Genomic DNA, 21,576 nt, shown 5'->3' with positions numbered 1-21,576 from the left:
AAATGTTTCGATTGACACAAAACTTTTCAAATAAAAAACCCCTTTTAAATAAGGGGTTAAAAGAAATCCATAAGAAATGGAGGTTTTAGTTGAAAGTCGTCATCAAGCCGTTTGATTTCCGATGCCGTTCCTTTTATCATGCCTGCTTCAAAAAGGAAACGGGCACTCCTGGCGCCTAGGAAGAAAGCGGTTAAAGAAGATATGCTGCATTCTATTAGATGGTCAGATGACTCTTCTGGAATGATCTGCACCTGCTGCGAATCGACGCGGAAAGTCTGTTGATTCCACGGTGCCCATTGATCCGTTACCTTAAAGTCAAAGGGAGCTGTTACCCGAGATTTTGGATATTCCCGTAAAAAACCTTCAACGTCAACGATGCGCGCCATACTATAAGGATATATCTCTTGTTTGACCCGGGGTTCGGCAGTTAAAAAATCAAGATCTTCCTCCATCCGTACAGTCAGTTCCGCTTCATTTAGCATCGAATCATGCTGGCAAATAAAATTCCACAAGCCTCTCTGTGCCTCTCTGTTCAAATAAACAAATTCCTCAACCCGCATCGTTTTATTTTTGATGTCATACACAAGATATCCACAGGGCACCCCATCTTCAGAGATGTACATAGCTTTCATCCCATGGATCTTCTCTGTCCAATGCTCCTTTGAACGCTTCATCAGCCCATTATGCTTTGTTCTGTACTGATTATAGATGGCATTCACTGCATCTGTTTCATCCTTTTGAAGCCTCCTCACGTCCCCAGGGGCATCGCCTAGTTTTTGAAACTGTTCTTTAAGGTAAGTCAGGCGTTTTTGATAGAAACAGAGTTCCCAGCCAAATTTGCGGTAAAAGGAGATCAGGAACGGATGCAAAAAGCTGATGGTTTGGTTTCTTTTCTTCATAACCGTTAGAGCGTCTAGAATAAGTTCCTTTACTGTTCCTTTTCTTCTGTATTCAGGCCAGGTTGCTACCCCGGCAATACCTCCCATCTTCATCTCCTGCTCTTCCAGCATGACAGAAAAGGGAATGATGTGAAGCTTAGAAAGGAGCTTCTCTTGTTCTTTGATTCCGATGATGTAATGGTTCTCTAAAGCTTTTACTTTCTCTTCTCGTTCCTCATCACTGAGTTCTTTCTGAAAAGCATATTCAGACATACTGATTACTTCTTGCCAGTCTTCTTTTTCAAGCTTTATTACCTGATACATCTACATCCCCCCTGTTCTAAAAGAAAGCTCCGTACAATCTCCTATCTTATAAAGCATAAAAATAAGACAATAGGTCTAACTCATTTTCACGAAAACGTGTATCAATTTCTGGAAAACATGGTATAATAATTGTAACAGAATGTTCACAAAACAACCACAAAACAGACACAACTCAGTTCCTCTATTTCATTTTTGTAAACGTTATCACAAAATGAAAGGAGACGGGTATGATGGACATGTTTTTCGCTTACTTATTGGTTGCCAGCGCAACGCCTCTCTTTATTTGGCTTGATAACAAAAAAGTCGCACTCTCAGCTATTCCGCCAATCATTTTAATGTGGGTATTCTTCTTCTTTTACGCAACAGAAAGCCTTTCTCCACTAGGACACACTCTCATGATTATCTTGTTTGCCGTCAACGTCATTGTCGCTCATATCGCCGCATTTATCATTTACGGTCTTCCGTATCTTCGCAGAAAGCGAAGCAGCTGAAGACAGCAAAAAACCCTCTTCTAACGAAGAGGGTTTTTGTATTATTCGTTGTGGCCTGAGTGCTCTGAGTGTTTAGCGCCTCCAGGAGGATTTCCGTCCATATGGTCACCATGGTGATAGTGAGCCGCGAAAATCCAGATGGAGCCAAGTACGATAACGATCGCGCCAAAGAATCCGAACAGCGTGTTTCCGACTTGGATTGTGCCGTTTTCGCTCTCTGTCATGTGCATGAACATGAGAAGCTGCAGCGCCGCCTGAATGAAGGCGAAACCGAAGATAATCCAAAGTTTTGCTGATGAGCTCAGGTCAGTGTACACCGCTACCCATAGAGCCAGCAGGGTCAAAACGATAGACAGTGCAAAACCTACAATGTGCTTCCATGGAAAGTGACTGTGTTCAGCAGATTTGTTTGCCATTTTACAGACCCCCCAATCCCATGAGATAGACACCTGTAAAGATGAAAATCCATACAACATCTAAGAAGTGCCAGTACAAGCTTGAGATAAAGATTTTAGATGAAGTTTGCGGAGTTAAGCCGCGTTTCTTCAACTGAATCAGAATTCCTGTAATCCAGAAAATACCGATTGTTACGTGAGTTCCGTGAGTTCCAAGTAAAACAAAGAATCCAGACCAGAACGCACTTGTACTGAGAGCCGCTCCTTCATGTACATAATGGACAAACTCGCTGATCTCGCATCCGACGAAGCCGGCACCGAGAAGAAGAGTGATAATTGTCCAAATGACGACGCCTTTTAAACTTCCGCGGCGCATTTCATGAACAGCGATCCCGCAGGTAAAGCTGCTGATAAGCAGCAAGAACGTCATAATCATTACCAGATTGACTTCAAATAGTTCGTCTGGCAAGACACCTCCAGCTGTTCTGTTTTTAAGAACGAAGAAGGTTGCAAATAGTGTTGAGAACAACACAATTTCTGCCCCTAAAAAGATCCAAAACCCGAGAATATTAAGTCTGCCGGTTTCAGATTGATATTCCATAGGCGCGTTAGAATTGCCGTGTTCTGCATGTTCCATAACTCACGCCTCCTTATTCGGAAATCTTTCTTTCCGTCTCTTTTATTTCATCAACACTAATGTAGTAGCCGTTGTCGTATTCGAATGAACGCAGAACCATGCAGAGCAGGACTCCGATCAATCCGACTACGCCCATCCAGTACCATTCAAAGACAAGTCCAAAGCCTGCAAGACCGAAGGCAACAGACATAAAGAATGGTCTGCCTGAGTTGCTTGGCATATGGATTTTCTTGAATTTGCTTTCAGGGTATAATTCAGTTTTTTCTTCTTTCATATGCAGGAATGCATCTTGAGATTTGACTTCAGGAAGCACCGCAAAGTTGTAATGCGGCGGAATCGCAGAAGAAGTCGCCCAATCAAGCGTACGTCCCACACCCCATGAATCTCCGCTGATTTCACGAGTAGAGTAACGGAAGCTGTAGTAGATGTTATAGCAAAGGATTAAGAATCCTACACCCATCATGAAAGCTCCGACAGTTGAGATAAAGTTCAATGTTGTCCAGCCGTCGTTTGGTCCGTATGTGTAAATACGGCGAGGCATGCCTTGAAGCCCCAAGAAATATTGAGGGAAGAAACATACATTGAAACCGATCATAAAGATCCAGAAGAACCATTTTCCGATTCTTTCGTTCAGCTTGTGGCCGAACATTTTTGGATACCAGAAAATAAATCCGGCGAAACAAGCAAATACAGTACCCGCGATCAGCACATAGTGGAAGTGAGATACAAGGAAGTACGTATTATGGTATTGATAATCCGCTGCTGCCATCGCAAGCATAACCCCTGTAACCCCGCCGATAACGAAGTTAGGAATGAACGCAAGCGCCCACAGCATAGGTGTTGTAAAGCTGATTCGGCCTTTATACATCGTAAAGAGCCAGTTAAAGATTTTAACCCCGGTTGGGATTGAGATTGCCATTGTCGTAATTGAGAAGAATGAGTTAACGGACGCACTGTTCCCCATTGTGAAGAAGTGGTGAGTCCAAACTAAGAAACTCAATACAGAGATGGCGATAATAGAACCAACCATCGCTTTGTAACCAAACAATTGTTTTCTTGCAAAGCTTGAGATGATTTCTGAGAAAATACCAAATGCCGGAAGAATAACGATATATACTTCAGGATGTCCCCAAATCCAGAACAAGTTAGCCCAAAGCATCGGCATACCGCCTGCTTCCAATGTGAAAAAGTGAGCGCCGAACAAACGATCAAATGATAAAAGTGCTAATGCTACTGTAAGTACAGGGAACGCAAACACGATAATAACCATTGTGATCAGTGTTGTCCATGTGAACATTGGCATACGCATTAATGTCATGCCTTTTGTTCTCATTTTTAAGATTGTTACCATAAAGTTGATCCCTGTCATCAGGGTACCGATACCGGCAATCTGAAGTCCGAGGAGGTAGTAGTTCTCACCCGGCCCAGGGCTCATGTCGTTACTTGCAAGCGGCATATAACTCGTCCAGCCTGCGTTCGGAGAACCTCCGATTACGAATGAAATATTGAAAAGCATCGCACCTACAAAGAACGTCCAGAAGCTCAGGTTGTTCAAGTAAGGGAACGCAACGTCGCGAGCACCGATTTGAAGAGGTACAACAACGTTGATAAGACCGATTAAGAACGGCATCGCCATGAAGATGATCATGATTGTACCGTGAGTTGTAAAAATTTCATTATAGTGGTTTGAGTCTAAAAAACTGTTATTCGGAAGCGCTAGCTGGGCACGCATCATCAGACCGTCGACACCGCCGCGGAATAACATAATTACAGCAGATATAATATACATGATTCCGAGTTTTTTATGGTCAACAGTAGTTATCCATTCAGACCAAAGCCATTTCCACTTTTTGAAGTAAGTCAGTACAACAATGATGGCAATGGTTGAAAGCGCAATGGAAACTTGTGCGCCCAGAATTAATGGGTCACCAGTTACGAAAAATTCGTCCCATTTCATTTTCATGCGGGCTTCCTCCTTTCCTGATCAATATCATTCTTCTGTATCATCAGACTTCTTAAATTCGTTTTTCTTTACGTTTTCAAACGGATCTGTTTTAGAGTGCGGAGAAACGGCTTGATAGCCAAGGCGTTTGCGCGCCTCCATCGCGTACTCAGCGTCTTGTCCGTGATCAACGTATTTCAGGTGAGTAGAAGAGAACGTTAATTCGTCCACATTTTCAGGAAGCATCAATTCATCATACTTCTCTTTTGTCAGCTTAGGAGCCTCGTTCTGAGTCTTTTTCACCCAGCTGTTAAAGTCTTTTTCTGTGACTGCATTCACATCAAACTCTTGGTCTGCAAAATGTTCACCTGTGAAGTTCGCGTTGCGGCCTTCGTAAGTACCCACTTTATCAGCCTGTAAGTATTGATCCATCAGCATTCCGGCCATCGCATATTTTTGTCCTCCAAGCTGAGGAATCCATAGCGAAGCCATTGAATCTGCAGATGAGATTTTGAACAAGATCGGGCGGTCGACAGGAATGTTTAAGTAGTTGACCGTTTCAATATCCTGTTCAGGGTAGCTGAATACCCATTTCCAGTCTACCGAAGTAGCGTAAACAACAAGAGGCTCTTTGTCTTTTGTTGCTTCAGGAGCTTTTTCTAACGAATATATCGTCTGTACTGTTGGCACAGAAAGTGCAATGACGATTAAAATTGGGATCACTGTCCAGACTACTTCTAAAAACGTGTTACCGTGAATTTCTGGGTTATAAGATCCATTATCTTTGCCTTTACGGTCGCGGTATTTTACTAAAATAATGGTAAATAGAACAAAGACGACCCCGACGATAAACAGCATAAATCCGATAGATAACAGGATTAAATCACTTTGCTGTTCAGCTACAGGCCCTTTCGGATCTAGTACTGAAGCATTGCTGCATCCCCCAAGGACGAAAACCACAGTTAACAGCGCTAATACAAGCAACGGTTTTAATGCTCTGAACAAGAAGATCACCATCCTTCCTATTGATGTAATAAATCTGAAGTGCATACTTCCTCAAAATCTTTTCTCTACTTTGTTATGCTATCAAAAAGTTCACTTATTAGCTTTATTTTTTTATAAACTTCATCCCATTTTCGCTTAAATGTCATAAAATCGACAAAAATTGCTCCAACTTTATTCACATCTATCGCTTAAGATGAAAAGTTTCTAGTTATTTCCGCATATAAAGTAAAGAAAGATGATGAAGAACTAATTCTGACAAATTAAGGTTTACCACAATAAAAAACTTAGGTCAATCAAAAGTTTCATTTTGTTAAACTTTCTAGATAGGAATTATTTTTTCCTTGTCTAGCATCTTTTCACATGGTTACCATTTTAACGCATCAAATATTGAAAGAAAAGGCTCAATGAAGAGCCAATATGCTCTGAATTGTCCGCATTTTTCAAAGAGAGCATCCAGTTGTTTATCTTATACAAAAATGAGGAATGATATAAGCAAATAATAAAAATAGGATGTGTTGCATGATGAGTTTTCTTATTTCACTTATCGTAGCTATTATTATCGGATGGCTTGGAAGCCTTTTTGTAAAAGGAGATATGCCCGGAGGAATTATTGGGTCTATGATCGCAGGTCTTATTGGCGCCTGGATCGGTCACGGGCTGCTTGGAACATGGGGGCCGCACCTAGCCGGATTCGCTATTATTCCAGCGGTAATCGGCGCAGCCATTGTTGTCTTTCTAGTAAGCCTGTTAACCAGAAAAAGAGGATAAATGCAACAGCACCCGAGGCGTCAGCGCTTTGGGTGTTTTGTTTTGCCATAAAAATCGAAAAAGCCTCAACCCTAGCGGTTGAGGCTTTTGACTGGTTTGGCGCCCAACTGATCGATAAACGTTCTGAAGGCCTGTTTTCCCTCTGTTGTCTGTTTAAATACACCGGCGTGTTCCAGAATGCGCGCGAATACCTGTCCCAGCTCTTCCTTTATGACTAGATCTGCATTCTCTTTCGTTATGGTTCTTTTTTCCATCATCCGAAGAGCCCATTCACTATGTTTTGCCGTGAGCGGATTTTGTTCTAAGGCTGTTTTCGGATCAGCAGAGCATAGCGCCGCTGCCGTTTCTTTCATTTCCTCCTGTAAGCGGCCAGGCAATATCGCCAATCCCATGACCTCAATCAGGCCGATATTTTCTTTTTTAATATGGTGGACTTCCTGATGAGGATGAAATATTCCTAATGGATGCTCCTCATTCTTCCGGTTGTTCCTCAGGACGATATCGAGTTCGTACAGGTCTCCCCTGCGCCGCGCAATCGGTGTGACTGTATTATGGGGCGTATCGCCTGTATAGGCGGAAATGCCGGCTTTTTCATCAGAATACGTTTGCCACGTGCGGAAGATATGATCAGCAGCTTCAGCGATACGATCCGGTTTGTCTCCTCGGAGCCTGAGCACAGACATCGGCCACTTCACTAAGCCCAGCGACACGCCGGGATAATCATTTAAGTCATAAACGTCTTCCGCTTCTGCACGTGCCATTGGAAAATCATGTGCGCCGCCTTGGAAATGATCATGGCTTAGGATGCTGCCGCCGACAATCGGGAGATCCGCGTTCGAACCGATAAAATAATGCGGATATTGCCCAAGAAATGACATCAGCCTTTCAAATGTTTTTTTGCTGATCTCCATCGGTTCATGTTCACCTTTTAAGACGATGCAATGCTCTGGATAATAGACGTATGGCGAGAATTGCAAAAACCATTGTTCGTCTTCAAGGATGACTGGAATGATTCTGTGATTTTGCCGGGCTGGATGGTTCACGTTTCCCTCAAACCCGACATTTTCTTTACACAGCAAACACATCGGATAATTTGTCTGCGCCTGCTCTTTTGCAGCCGCAATCGCTTTCGGGTCCTTTTCAGGCTTGGATAGGTTAATGGTCATTTCCAGCTCGCCATATTCGGTCGGCACTGTCCAATGAACATTTTTGGCGATTCTGTCTGTCCGTATATAATAAACATCCTCTGAATATTGATAGAATTCCTTTGTCGCCTGTTTTGGGCCGTATAATGCTTTTGTTTCTTCAAACTTGCGAATGACCTCGGATGGAGCAGGTACAAAACAGCCCATCAGCTTTGCGCTAAGCAGGTCACGGTACGTATCTGTATCCGCTTCCATTCGGCCGGTTTCCGCAGCCCATTTATAAATGGGAGCGAGTAAGTCCGGAAGGCTTTGTGACTGCTTAATAGAGGTGCTGGAGACCGGCTCGGGATGTGTGATGCCCAGCGCTTCATAAAGACGGTTTCTCGTATATTCCCGATCCCAGATTGAAATCAGTTTTCGTTCTAGGCCATACTCAAGCAGCTGTTCTAGATGTTCTACAATACTCATGTGTCACTCCCCCTTTAGTTCTCTTGCACCTTCTCCGATATCAGCGACATAAAAATCCGCTTGGAGCCCTGTTTTTTCTTGATATCTATCTCCAACTTTTTGAATAAAATCATCAATAAAGGCATCTTTTACAATGCTGATGGTGCAGCCGCCGAAGCCCGCGCCCGTCATTCTTGATCCAATTACACCTTCGTGATCCCACGCCGCAAACACAAGCTCATCAAGTTCAGGGCATGTTACTTCATAGTCATCCTTCAATGAAAGATGGGATTCCTTCATTAAACGCCCGATCTCATCTATATTGTTTTCTTTGAACATATGGGCTGTCTTGATGGCACGGTGATTTTCGTATACAGCGTGCTTTGCCCGTCGTCTGTTCGTTTCATTTTGGATCAGGCTGGAATGCGCATCGAAATCAGAAGGCGTGACGTCGCCCAGCGAGGCAATATCGAGGCCTTTTTGCAGATCAAGCAATGCATCGTTGCATTCTTGGCGTCTCGTATTATAGCTTGAGTCTGCCAATGTCCTTTTTTTGTTCGTATTCGCGATGACCAGCGCGAGGCCAGAGACATCGAGCTTGCTATATTCATAGTCAAGCGTGTCACAGTTCAGCAGCATCGCATGATGTTTTTTCCCCATTCCAATTGCGAATTGATCCATAATCCCGCAATTGACGCCGATAAAGTGGTTTTCCGCATGCTGCGCCATTTTCACAAGCTCAAGCGCATCTACTTCAGGATGAAAATAGCTTTGGAGCACGACTCCCATCAGCAGTTCAATAGAAGCGGACGACGACAGCCCCGCCCCGTTTGGAATATTTCCTGAAAATACAATGTCAAAGCCATGGGGAACAGAATAGCCCCTCTGCTGAAATTCATAAATAACGCCTTTCGGGTAGTTCGCCCAGTCGTCTTCTTTTTGATAGTGAATGTCGCCAAGGCTGCACTCCTTGATGCCTGCGTTTTTAAAGTTATCTGAATACATCCGGACAAGTCCGTCGTTTCTTTCTGCAACAGCAGCATATGTACCCATTGTCAGCGCGCACGGAAATACATGCCCGCCGTTATAGTCAGTATGTTCTCCAATCAAATTCACTCTTCCAGGTGCGAAAAAAAACCGTAACCCCTCTTTTTCTCCGAATACGCTTGCAAATATCCCCTTTAGCTCTTCCCGCATGTGCAATCACCTTTCTGGTTTTTATTTTTTATTCCCTTTATTTCTTCAGAGAAAACGGTAGATCATATGCTGCTGTCCTCTGTCATACCCCTTCTTCTTTTGTTTTTTTGAAGACGAGCCATTTGCTCGCAACATAGTTGACGACAACAATGACTGCGTTGTCGAGTATTTTGGCCAAGGTTTCATTTGTATTGAACTGGCCGACAAGAATGATCATCATGCCTAAATCTATGCCGAGAGACAGGACCCGAACGCTGAAAAAAGCAGTGATCTCTTTCAGCAGGCTCTGCAGATCATGTGTTTTTTGCTGAAACACATATAATTTATTTGTTATGTAAGCAAACAGCACGGACAAAATCCAAGCAGCGACAGTGGCGGCTTTGTAATCCATATTCATCATCTCTACCAATATATAAAAGCTGGCGATATTCACAATGGTTGTGAAAACCCCCATAATGACATACATAATCATTTCTCTATACTTCACTGATGTTCCTCGCTTTCTGAAAAACTTTTCAAAATTCTTGGCCTCTCGTGCTCTCTGTCTAAGGTGAAAAATGCCGAAAGTGCGTCTAAAAAGCTGCGGAAGGTGGCGGGCTGGCCCAATACATATGATTGTTTGATGATTCCGTCGAGGACTGCACATATTATTTTAGCCGTATATTCCGGATCAATACAGGCGTCAATCAGCTTTCTCTCCTTCAGCCAATTAATAAACAACACATTTTCTTCCACCCACAATTCGTACAGCCGGACATAGGCCTTGCATTTCTGTAAGACTTTATATGTCGGCATGTTCATGGCAAACGAGGTAATGTCCCACGACGGTTTATTTATGTAATAGGAATAAAGCAGTTCTGCAGCGTGTTTTGCAGCCTCGTCCAATGTCAGCGATTTCACTGATTCCCGCTCCATTTGATCAAGGTACCCTATAATGATCTTTTTTTTCATCTGGCGTTTTTCAAGAAGATACAGCAGAAAATCGTCCTTGCTGACAAAATGAACATAAAACGCTCCTTTGCTGTATCCGGCGGCTCTGCTGATATCTTCTACAGAAACCGGATCATACGCTCGATCAATCAACAAATTCACGCCAGCTTCTATAAAACTTTCAAATGTTGCTTCTCTTTTGATTTGAAATTTGTTTTTTTTCATATTTTTCTCCTGGCGGTAATGATTACCCTTATCTTACACCGGATCAATCTTTAGCGGTATTTATTTCTTTGAACGGTTATGCTATTCGGTTTCCCAGGGGTCATTTTTAATAGGCTAATTGATTTATTTTCATTTACATACTATCCAGTCAGTATTTAATTGTTTATTATTATAATTAAGATCCATTGGTTATATTAGTCATTTTTTTAGGGAATAGGTAGGTGGTTTTTCCTTCAGTTTGTGAACACCGAGCAACTATGTGTGAAATTTGTTGTACTCGCCTCATCATCGCGCCGGCTTGTCTTTTATTGCCCGCATGTTGCAGGAAAACATTTTATACAATTGGAGGTTACTATGAAAACTCATGTTAAAAAAGATTTGGACAAAGGTTGGCATATGTTGATTCAAGAAGCTAGATCCATTGGATTAGGCATTCATGATGTGAGGCAGTTTTTAGAATCTGAAGCAGCATCGAGAAAGAAAAACCACAAAAAAACCGTCCGCCAAGACTAATCCGAACAGGCGGATCTATTTACCTCTGGCTTTTCTATCACCTGATCTGAGTTTTCACCATATCCTCTATTTCGAAAGCACATTGCTGCGCTTAGCTTGAGGACAAACGGTGTGTCAGCTAACTACGACAGACAGCCGGTGATGCGATCACCTCTTGGCACATGCATTGTCATAAAGAGGTGATGCGAATATGATAACCGTGCTCTGATAAACAGCAGCTTTGCTGAGAAGAAGCTGCATTCGGTGAGGTTTTGAAAGCAAACTCGTTTATACACGGCCGAGCTTGAAAACCTTCGCCTGTCTTTATACCACTGTGTTCACCTCTTCACGACTTCCTTCTTTTTTCATCCTCCAGGTATAGTTCAACGCATAAATCAGACTTTCAGTACATACCTATTGGTGTACCTTTTTGCTTACGTATAGCGAATAAAAGGAGGAAAGCCATGTACAAAGCTGATTACAAACAGATTGCTGCAACGCCGTCTTTCCAAGCTTTTTTAAAGCAGAAACGTGCTTTTATTGTTCCTTCTGCGATTTTCTTTTTTGTCTTTTATTTTTCACTTCCTGTTTTGACTTCTTATTTCACCTTTTTGAATGCGCCGGCCATTGGAGCTGTTTCATGGGCTTGGCTGTTCGCCATCGCCCAATTCGCCATGACTTGGATACTGAGTACGGTGTATTCCCGAAGAGCAGCTCATTTCGATCGGTATGTAAGCGCTTTAAAAGGAGATCTAAAGGGTGAACAGACATGAATATGACCGCTTTTTTATTGTTTTTGGCGATTGTCGGCCTGACACTTATTATCACGTATTTTGCCGCGAAGAAGACAAAAACGACAAGTGAGTTTTATACGGCGGGCGGCGGGCTCACCGGTGTTCAGAATGGACTGGCAATTGCGGGTGACTACATGTCTGCCGCCTCGTTTCTTGGGATTGCCGGAATGATTGCGTTATATGGATTTGATGGTTTCTTTTACAGCATCGGTTTTCTTGTGGCTTATCTCGTTGTCTTGTATATCGTGGCGGAACCGCTTCGGAATCTTGGAAAGTATACAATGGCAGACATGATAGCCGCTCGATTTAAAGAAAAGAAAATCCGCGGAGTTGCGGCGCTCAATACCATTGCCATCTCTACTTTTTATATGATTGCCCAGCTCGTGGGGGCAGGCGCGCTGATCAAACTGCTTCTTGGACTGGATTACACCGCGGCGGTTCTCATCGTCGGAGTGCTGATGACCATTTATGTCGTGTTTGGGGGCATGATCGCGACAAGCTGGGTTCAAATTATTAAAGCCGTTTTGCTGATGGCCGGCACACTCGTGATTTCGATCATCGTGTTTTCAAAATTCGGCTTTAGCCTTAATACCATGTTTGAACAGATGAAAACGGCTACTCCGCTTGGCGCTGATTTCTTGAATCCCGGGAATAAATACAAGGTGCCGCTTGAGACCTTATCGTTAAACTTGGCACTCGTGCTGGGAACCGCCGGGCTTCCGCATATTTTGATCCGGTTTTATACCGTTAAGGATGCCAAGACGGCCCGTACATCCGTTGTGTCAGCGACATGGATTATCGGCGTGTTTTACATTATGACGGTGTTTCTCGGCTTTGGCGCTGCTGCATTTGTCGGTTTTGACGCGATTACGGCAGCTGATCAAGCGGGAAATATGGCGGCTCCGCTTTTAGCAAAAGCGCTCGGGGGAGACTTCCTATTCGCGTTTGTATCAGCCATTGCCTTCGCTACCATTTTGGCTGTCGTGACAGGATTGGTGCTGTCTGCCGCCTCAGCATTTGCCCATGATATTTACAGCCAGATCATCAGAAAAGGAGAGGCAACTGAAAAAGAACAGATGAAAGCGGCCAGATGGGCTTCTGTCGCCGTGTCAGTGCTCTCGATTCTCCTAGCGATTTTTGCACAGTCCTTAAATGTGGCATTCCTTGTTGCCCTTGCGTTTGCGGTAGCCGCCAGCGCAAATCTCCCGCTGATTGTGTTTACGGTCTTTTGGAAACGATTCAATGCGTCAGGCGCTTTATGGGGGAGTCTGACAGGCCTGATCAGCGCGCTTGTGCTTGTGTCGATGAGCCCTAGCGTGTGGGACCCGGCTGGAGGTGCTATTTTCACCGGCGATCCGCTCATCCCGCTGTCTAATCCAGGGATTATTTCCATCCCGCTTGGCTTCCTCGGCGCGTGGCTCGGAACGGTGCTGTCGTCTGACAAAAAAATTGATGAAGATACGTTTGCAGAAATACAGGTGAAGGCGCATACTGGCATTCATATGGAACAGGAGTAAAAAAGCTCTCTTTATCGAGAGCTTTTTCCTTACTTTTTCTTCTGCTCGTCAGAAATCGCTTTTTCAAATACATCCTTGCCGGCCGCACCCGGAATGACAGTGTCGCCAATAATAAAGGTTGGAACGGCTGTGATGTCAGCCTCTTCATAGGCGTGCTTCAAGGCTTGGCGCTGCACGTCCTGATATGTTCTTGCTTCCAGTGCTGATTGAAATGATGCTCCGTCTAATCCCACTTCCTCGGCGAGCTTCGTCAAGATGTCAATGTCGCCGATATTTTGGCCCTCTTGAAAAAATGCCTGAAAGACACGGGTGTTGTATTCATGTCCTTTATTGAATTCCTTCGCAAAATGGAAGCCTTCAAACGCGAGATCTGTATACGGATGGGGCGAAACGTTTGGAAAATTGATCTCGACTCCTAATTTCTCCGCCATTGGCAGAATGGATGTCTGCCACATGTATTGTTTGGAAGGATCATTGACCGGATCAAGCTGAGGGGATGGGCTTGGGCGCAGTTCAAACGGCATCCACTCGACTTCAACATCCTTTCCTTTTATCGCTTCTTCAAAAGCGGCTTTTCCAACGAAACAAAATGGGCAGACATAATCTGAATAAACCTTGATGTGTACTGTCATGATAATTCTCCTTTCGTATAAATTGATTTTAAACTGTAACAATTAAAGTTACAACTGTTTTTTTAATAAAGAAGCCAATTTAGGCTTCTTTATGATTCCAGCAAGCGCTGGGCAATATATTCTCCTTTTTTGCAGCCGCCTGGGCATGCGTATAAAGCAGAACCGATTGTTTGTGTATATTCATTTAACGCATCCTTTGCCGAAAGAGCCTTCAGCATCGGGATAAACTGATTGTCGGGATTTTTTTGAAAACTGATAAACAGGAGACCTGCATCCATATAGCCGGTTTTCGGATCAAGTCCTTCTGTGTAAGAGAAAGCTCTTCGCAAAATTTGTTTTCCAGTAGATTTCGCTAGACTGACGTGCGAATTAGACGGAATTTGATTCAGCTTCACGGGATCTGTTTCCTTTTTCTGTCCGAAAGGCGCCCCTGAGCTTTTTCTGCGGCCGAAGGTATCCTCTTGGTCCTTGAGGGAAGAGCGGTCCCATATCTCAAGGAACATTTTGATTTTCCGAAAAGCCATATAGGTGCCGCCCGTCATCCAGTCAGGCTCACCGGACTCAATCCACACGATTGAGTTCATCAAGCTGTCATCCTCCGTGCTCTGGTTGCCTGTTCCATCTTTGAACCCGAAGAGGTTGCGCGGTGTTTCACCATTTTTCCCTCCGCTTAAAAAGCCTTTGTTCACAAAGCGGACCTCACAAGTGCCGACCGCTTGATTTAACAGGTTGCGCAGCGCGTGAAACGCCACTTGCTCATCGTCTGCACACACTTGAATGCAGATGTCCCCGCCTCCCTGCTTTTCATCCAGGTTGTCATTCGGCATCGCTGGAAGAGCGGCCAAGTGTTTCGGTTTTTTGCTTTTCAGCCCGAAGCGGTCCTTTCCGTCTTTTTCAAAAAAGCCAGGCCCGAATCCGAATGTGACCGTTAAGTTGGAAGGGGGTAAATCAACAGACTCACCTGTATCCTGCGGCGGCAGATATTGATTTTTCTGCTCAGCCGACATTTTCTTGCCAGACGTCAGCATCTGTGTGAGACTTGTCCAGTTTCTAAATAATGTAATGATGTCGCTTTTCTCTTTTGCTGTCACATCCAGCGCAGCAAAATAGACATACGTTTGATGGGCAGTTGTGATTCCGGCCTGATGCTTTCCGTAAAACGGAACGACCTGATCATCCTCTTTTTCATCCTTTTTCGATGGCTTAGCCGCGGTCTGCACAAGCGGAGCGAGTCCGCCGAGTCCGCTGGCACCGATCGCAACGGCTGCCCCCGCCATTGCCCCCCATTTTAAAATGTCCCGTCTGTGAATTTGTTCTGGCTTTTTTTGTTCATCGCTCATGATGTTACAAAACTCCTTTTATAGCACATTCGCAATCTTCGACATGGTTTCAGAAAGAGTCGTCAGCTTAGTGCTCAGCTCTCTGATTTGCTTTTCACTTAATTTATCATAAGACGTATAGGACTGATCATTTGTTTTGTATTTTGCCATTAAAACTTCAAATTCGCTGAATTCCGTATCCAGTTTTTCCGTCAAGTCGGAGTGATCTTTTACAAGCGCGCTTTTCACTGTTTGATAAACGGCTTCGGAGCCTTCCACATTTGCCATAAGGTCGACTAAGTCGATTCGTGAGTAGCGTTCTTCTTCTCCCGTGATTTTCGATATCCCGGCTTCGTTCAGAAGCTCCATCGCGCCTGCTACAATTTGTTCAGGTGTTAATTTCAGTGATTGAATTGAACCGTCAAGCTCTTTTACATCTTTGAGAAGCTGGTCAGCTGTTGCCTTTTCCCCGGAAATATCTTGATCCTTCCAAATGGCCTTCTCAAGCTTATGGAAGCCTGTCCATTTGTCTCCTTCTTCAACATCGTTTTCTCGTGCATCAATTTTCGGGTCAAGATCTCCAAGGCTTTCAGCGATCGGCTCGATTCGCTCGTAATAAACACGCGCTTTCGCATATAACGTTTTAGATTTTTCGATATCGCCGGATTTCACAGCGCTTGTAAATGCTTCAGTCGCTTTGACAAGCTGGTCACTCTGCTCTTTGACATAGCCTTTATATTCATCCGCTGCTTTTGCCAGCTGATCGCTAGCCTTTTTGCCGCTCTTCTTTGCTTCTGTCAGGTCTTCTAAGGATGCTTTCAGTGACTCGGATTCTGTCTTGATTTTTGCTGTATCCGGTTTGTCTTTTTGCGCTTCTGTGTAGATTGGCTGAAGATGCTTTTCGATTTCTGTATATTCGAATGGATAGTCGCTGCGAATATCGTTTTCAAAGGAAAGCCAGTAGCTGTTTAACTCTTTCCCCTTCTTTTCAATCTCTTTTTGGTCTCCTTTTTCCGCTGAGTCATTCAGCTTGGAAATGATGGTTTCCATTTTATTTACCGATGCGGAGATCTCTTTCGTGACCCCGCTTTTCTCAGATGAAGCTTTTTCTTTGGTTGAAGATGTGTCGTTGGCTCCGCAGCCCGCGCACAGCGCAAGGATGCATCCGGCTGATACAGCGATTTTTGTGAAATTCATTTTGTCAGTTCCTTTCCGTTTGTAAAATGTTTTGCCGCTTCTGAAACAAGTGCAATCAATAAAAAGAGTAAAATCAGCAATTGCGGAATCGTGCTGTACACGGACGGATAAATTCCTAACACCGATACAGACGGCAGCCAGCTTTGTGCATCAGACGGAAGAATGCCCGCCAGCTGAAGGCTGTGAACGCCGGTTCCGAGAAATTTCACGCACATATACAGGACAACCGCCATTGATAGAAGAAAGAACGGCTTCAATGGAATGCGCATCCCGAGCTTGATCATCAGAACACCGACGATAACGAGAACGATAAGCCCTGCGGCAGTTCCGCCGATCAGTTCAGTGAGCGGGAGCTTCCCGACAAGCCCGATGAAAAAGATGACCGTTTCGAGACCTTCTCTTACAACGGCCAGAAATGCAATGAGCGCAAAGGAAAGCAGGCTACGTTTTTTCAGTGCCTGTGACTTCTGGATATTGATTTTCTCTCTCCATTTATCCATTGAGGCGTTTCTGTGCAGCCACACCCCGACATACAAAAGCATGACAGCGGACAATACGCCGGTAACACCGCCAAGCAAGAAATTGTTTTCTCCGAATACACTGGAGGAGAACAGAACCGTGACACCGATGCCCGCTGCTAAGGAAACAACCATGCCGGCGGACGCCCCGCCCCAGATCCATGCCGAGGAGCGCGTGACCCGCGCTTTTTTTGTCATGGTTAGCAGCGCTCCGATGACAAGGAGGGCCTCCATTCCTTCACGAATCGGGATCAGCGCCGCGTCCCACCAGCTGTAGCTGCTTGAAGCGATCGGCTCGAGCAATTGAATCATTTCGTCAATTTGCTTTGATACCTTTTCGGGATGGCTGCCGATCTCAGCTTTCATCAGCGCCAGATTTTCCTCTGACGTCGTATAGGCTTCTTTCGATTGGGAAACGACGTCTCCCTCTACGGCGAGCCAGGATGTAACTAAATTGTCGATTGCGGATGATGCTTCATCCAATTGTTTTTTTTCTATGAACTGCTTCGTGTCTTTCAAGCTGTGTATATAGGCTGTTAAGGATGCCCTTGATTGACCTGAGGATGTCTTTTTCAGCACGACAGCCTGCTGATAGGTTTCTAAATGAGACGAAAGCTCTTCAAGCTGTGTTTTGAGCTTGTCTGCATCTTGATTGATAAAAGAAAGAGAAATCATTGCGATATTCGCGTCCATTTCGCTGTGAGAAGAAAGGTTTTCCTTCTTAATAGAAGGTTCTTCTTTTTTCCACTTCGCCTTGAAGGTTTCAAACGTTTGTTGTGCCGAGTCTATATCTCCGTCTTGTACGGATTTGATCATTTGCTTGTTTAATTGAATTAATGCAGCGATCGGATCATCTTCCGCGTGTGCCGCAGAACCGAAAACCATCAACAAGCTGAATAAAATAAGTGCCAGCCCCCGAGCCATCATGTTCCTCCTATAACTGAAAATGATTATCATTGTATAACATAATCATAGCCAGTTCCTGTCCTTTGTCAATTAAAATTTGAAGGTCTGAAAACCTTGATGGAAAGCAAAAAAGCTGTCCTTTTACAGAACAGCCTTTTGAAGAAAGATGAACGGTTATCTTCCTGTTTTATATGTTTGAATTTCCTCACAAAACTTGCGTGCAGCACTCTCAGGATCCTCCGCCTGACTGATGGCGCTGATCATACTGACACCATCGGCCCCCGCTTGGATAACAGGTGCGGCATTATCTATTGTGATGCCGCCGATGCCGACAATTGGGATGCTGATGCCTTGGCGGCGGACTGCTTCGATAAGAGATACCCCTTGTACCGCTCTCGTATCCTTTTTCGTTTCAGTCGGATAGATCGGCCCGAGTCCGACATAATCCGCTCCGTCTTCTTCGGCTTGCTTCACCTCAGACATCGTATGGGCGGAAACGCCGAGAATCATATCACCTATAGCAGCTCTTACCTCTTTCGCGTTTGCGTCTTCCTGGCCGATGTGGATACCGTCAGCCTTCAGCTTCAGAGCCAATTCCACATCATCATTGACAATGAACGGAACACCAGCTTCGCGGCAGGCTGCCTGCACTTTTTCAGCAAATTCAGCCCGAGCCTCTCCAGTCAGTGCATCCCCGCCCTTTTCACGGAATTGGTACAGGGTGGCACCGCCTTTTAACGCTTTTTGTACAACTGTGACAGGATCGGCTTTCGTATTGTTTGACCCCATAATGAAGTAAACAGATAATAACTCTTTCATCATTTCCCGAGAAATACGAGTCATGAGACAGTCACCCTTTCAATTGTCGCCCACTCTTGGACGTCTTGTTCAGTAACAGACGAAAGCTTGTTCAGCAATTCAATCTGAAAGCTTCCCGGACCTTTGTCAGCTGTTTGCTGTGCGGCAAGCTGAGCTGCGACTCCATACGAGGAAATAGCAGCGATAGCAGCAAACAATGGATTTTCTTCCACAGCGCAAAACGCACCGACAACGGAAGTCAACAGGCAGCCGGCGCCTGTTACTTTTGTCAGCAGCTTGTGGCCATTATGAAGGGCATATACGTTTGATGTGTCGGCAATGACATCGACTTCACCAGTAATCGCAATGACCGTGTTTAGCTTTTGTGCCGCTTGCTGAGCCAGCCAGATGATGTCGCCTCCGCCTTCACCCGCATCAACACCTTTGATCAGCCAATCCGTCACACCGACGGTATGGGCAATTTCCGCCGCATTTCCTCTGATTACAGCAAGACGCACCTCACGAATGATGTCACGTGCCGATTCAGTTCGGAACGGTGTTGCTCCGGCACCGACAGGATCAAGAATGACGGGGACGCCATGTTCATTGGCTGATTTTCCCGCGATGATCATCGCTTCGACTGACTCCTTGCTCAGCGTTCCGATATTCAAAACGAGTGCCCCCGCAATCTTCGCCATATCGGCAACCTCTTCTTTCGCGTACGCCATAACGGGCGATGCGCCGAGCGCGAGCAGGCCATTTGCTGTGAAATTCGTTACAACATTGTTGGTTATGCTGTGCACCAGAGGGCTATGCTGGCGGACAGCAGTCAGGCATTTTGCTGCTGATTGTGCATCCATGTTTGCATCATCCTTTACTATCTTTTTTCGGGTCCCATAAATACGATTTCGTATGTTCGAGCCAAGCTCTGGCGGCAAACGGCAAGTAGCGGTCCTTTCTCCAAATAATGGCGAGATGCCAAGGGATGACCGGATCGATAAGCGGAATGACTTTCACTTTTTCCGGGTCAAGTCCGCGGCAAATTCGTTCCGGCAAAAGCCCGATTCCAAGGTTGGCTGACACCATCTCACTAATAAAATCCCATTGTGAGGTTTCATAAATGATATGAGGCCGGAATCCCGCCTTGATACATTCCGTCATAATTCGGTTGTGCAGGACAAAATCCTCCCTGAAGAAAATAAAAGGCTCGTCCTTCAACTCACGCAGCTGACATTCTTTCTCATCAGCCAGCCGGTGGGAAGGGTGAACGACAAGCATTAAGGTTTCTTTTACGATTGTAAACGAATGAAAGATGTCTTCGTTTGCGGGAAGGACCACAACGCCGATATCAAGAGAGCCGTCCCCGACACCTTCTTGGACTTTTATAGAACCGTCTTCGACTAGTTGAAAGGTGACATTCGGATAGTTTTCACGGAAATCGCCGAGCACTCTCGGGAAAAACCCCGAGCCGATCATTGGCGGCAGTCCAATCCGTACGTGCCCTTTCTTGACTTCCATAATATCATTTAATTCTGACGTCAGGTTTTGAAATGATTTAATAATTTCCTGCGCCTGCACATACATGCTATGGCCGGCGTCTGTCAGTTCCACCTGCCTGCCATTTCGGTAAAACAGTTCAATCCCAAGCTCTTCTTCTAAATTTTTGATCATTTTTGATATCGTCGGCTGAGAAACATAAAGGGATTGGGAAGCCTTCGTAAAACTTTTTAAACGGGCGACTTCCAAGAAATATGTTAAATGGCGGATATCCATGTGCTTCACCCTTTCTATAGACAAAAGGAATACTTCTTATTCTTAATATATATTTTACCTATAGCGAGACCTTATGTACAATATGAATATAAGGGAGGCATCAATATGAAAAAACTGTTGCTAACCGTTATTCAAATCGCTCTGTTATTTATATTTGCTCGGCTGATTAATTGGGTGACAGCCCTTCTTCATATAAATATTCCCGGCAGTATAATAGGGATTGTGATTCTTTTCACATTATTGCACTTTAATATCATCAAGCTTGAATGGATTGAGCTTGGTGCAGCGTGGCTTCTCGGGGAGCTGCTTTTATTTTTTATCCCGTCTGCCGTCGGAGTGATTGAATACGGAGACATTATGTCGAAATTTGGTGTCAGCATTCTGCTGGTTGTCATCATCAGCACGTTTGTCGTGATGGTGTCTACAGGAACGCTTACACAACTCATTGCAAAGAGAAAGGAGAAAAAGCATACGTGTTCATCGGAATTGTAAGTTTGTTTTTAACGGTTTTGGTGTATTTAGGAGCAAAAAAGGTCTATCAACGCTTTCCGCGTGTTTATACGTCGCCGCTATTGCTGACGCCCGCTGTGTTAGTCGGTCTGCTGCTGCTGGTGAATGTCCCGTACGAGTCCTATAATCTCGGCGGCGGTTTGCTGACCGATATGCTTCAGCCGGCCACCGTGGCATTCGCGATCCCGCTATATAAATATTTCCCTGTTTTAAAGAAATACGCAGTGGAAATTATTTTGAATGTGGCTGTCGGTTCATGCATCGCGATTATTTCTACCGCTCTTATTGCGAAATGGCTTCATCTCGGCACCGGCTTAATTGACAGCCTCGTCCCGAGATCAGTGACAACGCCGATCGCGATGAACGTATCTGAAATGATCGGCGGAATGCCAGCCGTCACTGCCGTGTTTGTGATTTTAACCGCTTTGTTCGGCACAGTGATCGGCCCGATGGTCATCCGCTATTTCCGCATTGATAACGAAATCGCACGAGGCGTGCTGCTCGGCACAAGCGCGCACGGAGCGGGAACGTCAAAAGCATTTGAGCTCAGCTCTGTGTCCGGCACGATTTCAAGCGTGTCGATGATCCTAGCTGCGATTATGACGCTTTGCGCGGCGCCGTTTTTGCTTTCATTTATGTAAAACTGTCCTATCAAGGGCAGTTTTTTTATGTGCTTCCACTTATTGAAAAGCTGGCGAATTCCAATATAATGTATTTGTGGATACCCAAAGGAGGC

23 protein-coding genes are annotated in these 21,576 nt (G+C 44.8%); 7 read left to right on the top strand and 16 right to left on the bottom strand.

Translation table 11 applies throughout. From position 1 onward, the window contains the following. Window positions 1–56: 56 nt before the first annotated feature. Complete coding sequence (locus BFW96_RS01695) at window positions 57–1,202, bottom strand: GNAT family N-acetyltransferase (RefSeq protein WP_069838460.1); 1,146 nt, start codon at window positions 1,200–1,202, stop codon at window positions 57–59. A gap of 227 nt (window positions 1,203–1,429) precedes the next feature. Between BFW96_RS01695 and ywcE the strand changes: the two genes are divergently transcribed. Further along, window positions 1,430–1,693 (top strand): spore morphogenesis/germination protein YwcE, encoded by a 264-nt coding sequence (ywcE, locus tag BFW96_RS01690; protein ID WP_003227411.1) that lies wholly within the window; start codon window positions 1,430–1,432, stop codon window positions 1,691–1,693. Window positions 1,694–1,734: 41 nt separating this feature from the next. Here ywcE and qoxD read toward each other — a convergent pair whose 3' ends face one another. The 4 genes from qoxD to qoxA are packed head-to-tail and all read right to left on the bottom strand — an operon-like array spanning window position 1,735 to window position 5,681. After that, window positions 1,735–2,109: a cytochrome aa3 quinol oxidase subunit IV gene (gene qoxD, locus BFW96_RS01685; RefSeq protein ID WP_014665842.1), complete on the bottom strand. Its 375-nt coding sequence runs from the start codon at window positions 2,107–2,109 to the stop codon at window positions 1,735–1,737. Window position 2,110: 1 nt separating this feature from the next. Then, window positions 2,111–2,725 carry a cytochrome aa3 quinol oxidase subunit III gene (qoxC, locus tag BFW96_RS01680; protein WP_069150551.1) on the bottom strand — a complete coding sequence of 205 codons (615 nt, stop codon included), beginning with the start codon at window positions 2,723–2,725 and terminating at the stop codon, window positions 2,111–2,113. Between the two features lie 13 nt (window positions 2,726–2,738). After that, window positions 2,739–4,688, bottom strand: coding sequence for a cytochrome aa3 quinol oxidase subunit I (gene qoxB, locus BFW96_RS01675; protein ID WP_014665843.1), 1,950 nt, complete (start codon window positions 4,686–4,688; stop codon window positions 2,739–2,741). Window positions 4,689–4,715: 27 nt separating this feature from the next. Continuing rightward, entirely contained in the window at window positions 4,716–5,681 is a 966-nt protein-coding gene (qoxA, locus tag BFW96_RS01670; protein WP_010886637.1) for a cytochrome aa3 quinol oxidase subunit II, read from the bottom strand. A gap of 513 nt (window positions 5,682–6,194) precedes the next feature. Between qoxA and BFW96_RS01665 the strand changes: the two genes are divergently transcribed. Then, window positions 6,195–6,440 (top strand): GlsB/YeaQ/YmgE family stress response membrane protein, encoded by a 246-nt coding sequence (locus BFW96_RS01665; RefSeq protein ID WP_009968363.1) that lies wholly within the window; start codon window positions 6,195–6,197, stop codon window positions 6,438–6,440. Window positions 6,441–6,511: 71 nt separating this feature from the next. Here BFW96_RS01665 and galT read toward each other — a convergent pair whose 3' ends face one another. From galT to slrC, 4 genes are all read right to left on the bottom strand, one after another. Further along, on the bottom strand, window positions 6,512–8,053 hold the full coding sequence (gene galT / locus BFW96_RS01660) for a UDP-glucose--hexose-1-phosphate uridylyltransferase (RefSeq protein ID WP_069838459.1): 1,542 nt from the start codon (window positions 8,051–8,053) through the stop codon (window positions 6,512–6,514). 3 nt (window positions 8,054–8,056) lie between these two features. Further along, on the bottom strand, window positions 8,057–9,229 hold the full coding sequence (locus tag BFW96_RS01655; protein ID WP_069838458.1) for a galactokinase: 1,173 nt from the start codon (window positions 9,227–9,229) through the stop codon (window positions 8,057–8,059). A gap of 82 nt (window positions 9,230–9,311) precedes the next feature. After that, the gene (locus BFW96_RS01650; protein WP_014665847.1) at window positions 9,312–9,695 is read right to left on the bottom strand and encodes a GtrA family protein; all 384 of its coding nucleotides are present in this window, start codon (window positions 9,693–9,695) and stop codon (window positions 9,312–9,314) included. A gap of 17 nt (window positions 9,696–9,712) precedes the next feature. Continuing rightward, window positions 9,713–10,384: a transcriptional regulator SlrC gene (gene slrC, locus BFW96_RS01645; protein ID WP_014665848.1), complete on the bottom strand. Its 672-nt coding sequence runs from the start codon at window positions 10,382–10,384 to the stop codon at window positions 9,713–9,715. A gap of 354 nt (window positions 10,385–10,738) precedes the next feature. Between slrC and slrA the strand changes: the two genes are divergently transcribed. The 3 genes from slrA to BFW96_RS01630 all read left to right on the top strand — a co-directional run bounded on the left by slrA (window position 10,739) and on the right by BFW96_RS01630 (window position 13,187). Then, window positions 10,739–10,897, top strand: coding sequence for a transcriptional regulator SlrA (slrA, locus tag BFW96_RS01640; protein WP_014665849.1), 159 nt, complete (start codon window positions 10,739–10,741; stop codon window positions 10,895–10,897). A gap of 443 nt (window positions 10,898–11,340) precedes the next feature. Then, window positions 11,341–11,649, top strand: a complete 309-nt coding sequence (locus BFW96_RS01635; RefSeq protein ID WP_069838457.1) for a DUF485 domain-containing protein — start codon at window positions 11,341–11,343, stop codon at window positions 11,647–11,649. Beyond that, the gene (locus tag BFW96_RS01630) at window positions 11,646–13,187 is read left to right on the top strand and encodes a solute symporter family protein (protein ID WP_069838456.1); all 1,542 of its coding nucleotides are present in this window, start codon (window positions 11,646–11,648) and stop codon (window positions 13,185–13,187) included. Before BFW96_RS01635 ends, BFW96_RS01630 begins: the two co-directional genes overlap by 4 nt. Window positions 13,188–13,216: 29 nt before the next feature. On the opposite strand, the gene BFW96_RS01625 is transcribed toward BFW96_RS01630, so the two are convergent. From BFW96_RS01625 to cidR, 7 genes are all read right to left on the bottom strand, one after another. Continuing rightward, the gene (locus BFW96_RS01625; protein ID WP_069838455.1) at window positions 13,217–13,819 is read right to left on the bottom strand and encodes a DsbA family oxidoreductase; all 603 of its coding nucleotides are present in this window, start codon (window positions 13,817–13,819) and stop codon (window positions 13,217–13,219) included. Window positions 13,820–13,908: 89 nt separating this feature from the next. Further along, complete coding sequence (gene efeB, locus BFW96_RS01620; protein ID WP_069838454.1) at window positions 13,909–15,159, bottom strand: iron uptake transporter deferrochelatase/peroxidase subunit; 1,251 nt, start codon at window positions 15,157–15,159, stop codon at window positions 13,909–13,911. A gap of 18 nt (window positions 15,160–15,177) precedes the next feature. Next, window positions 15,178–16,335 (bottom strand): iron uptake system protein EfeO, encoded by a 1,158-nt coding sequence (gene efeM, locus BFW96_RS01615; RefSeq protein ID WP_069838453.1) that lies wholly within the window; start codon window positions 16,333–16,335, stop codon window positions 15,178–15,180. Then, complete coding sequence (gene efeU, locus BFW96_RS01610; RefSeq protein ID WP_069838452.1) at window positions 16,332–17,777, bottom strand: ferrous ion permease EfeU; 1,446 nt, start codon at window positions 17,775–17,777, stop codon at window positions 16,332–16,334. The genes efeM and efeU overlap by 4 nt, the downstream gene beginning before the upstream one ends. Window positions 17,778–17,933: 156 nt before the next feature. Next, entirely contained in the window at window positions 17,934–18,602 is a 669-nt protein-coding gene (thiE, locus tag BFW96_RS01605; RefSeq protein ID WP_069838451.1) for a thiamine phosphate synthase, read from the bottom strand. Beyond that, window positions 18,599–19,417, bottom strand: a complete 819-nt coding sequence (gene thiM, locus BFW96_RS01600; protein WP_069838450.1) for a hydroxyethylthiazole kinase — start codon at window positions 19,415–19,417, stop codon at window positions 18,599–18,601. The genes thiE and thiM overlap by 4 nt, the downstream gene beginning before the upstream one ends. A 7-nt stretch (window positions 19,418–19,424) precedes the next feature. Further along, the gene (gene cidR / locus BFW96_RS01595; RefSeq protein ID WP_040081438.1) at window positions 19,425–20,330 is read right to left on the bottom strand and encodes a cidABC operon transcriptional activator CidR; all 906 of its coding nucleotides are present in this window, start codon (window positions 20,328–20,330) and stop codon (window positions 19,425–19,427) included. A gap of 105 nt (window positions 20,331–20,435) precedes the next feature. On the opposite strand from cidR, the gene BFW96_RS01590 reads away from it, so the two are divergent. After that, on the top strand, window positions 20,436–20,822 hold the full coding sequence (locus BFW96_RS01590) for a CidA/LrgA family holin-like protein (protein ID WP_003227375.1): 387 nt from the start codon (window positions 20,436–20,438) through the stop codon (window positions 20,820–20,822). Further along, window positions 20,804–21,481 (top strand): CidB/LrgB family autolysis modulator, encoded by a 678-nt coding sequence (locus BFW96_RS01585; RefSeq protein WP_014665858.1) that lies wholly within the window; start codon window positions 20,804–20,806, stop codon window positions 21,479–21,481. The genes BFW96_RS01590 and BFW96_RS01585 overlap by 19 nt, the downstream gene beginning before the upstream one ends. Window positions 21,482–21,576 lie beyond the last annotated feature (95 nt).

The sequence above is a fragment of the Bacillus sp. F56 genome (genome assembly GCF_001748205.1).
Lineage (GTDB): Bacteria > Bacillota > Bacilli > Bacillales > Bacillaceae > Bacillus > Bacillus stercoris.
This window is presented reverse-complemented; position numbering and strand designations above follow the sequence as displayed.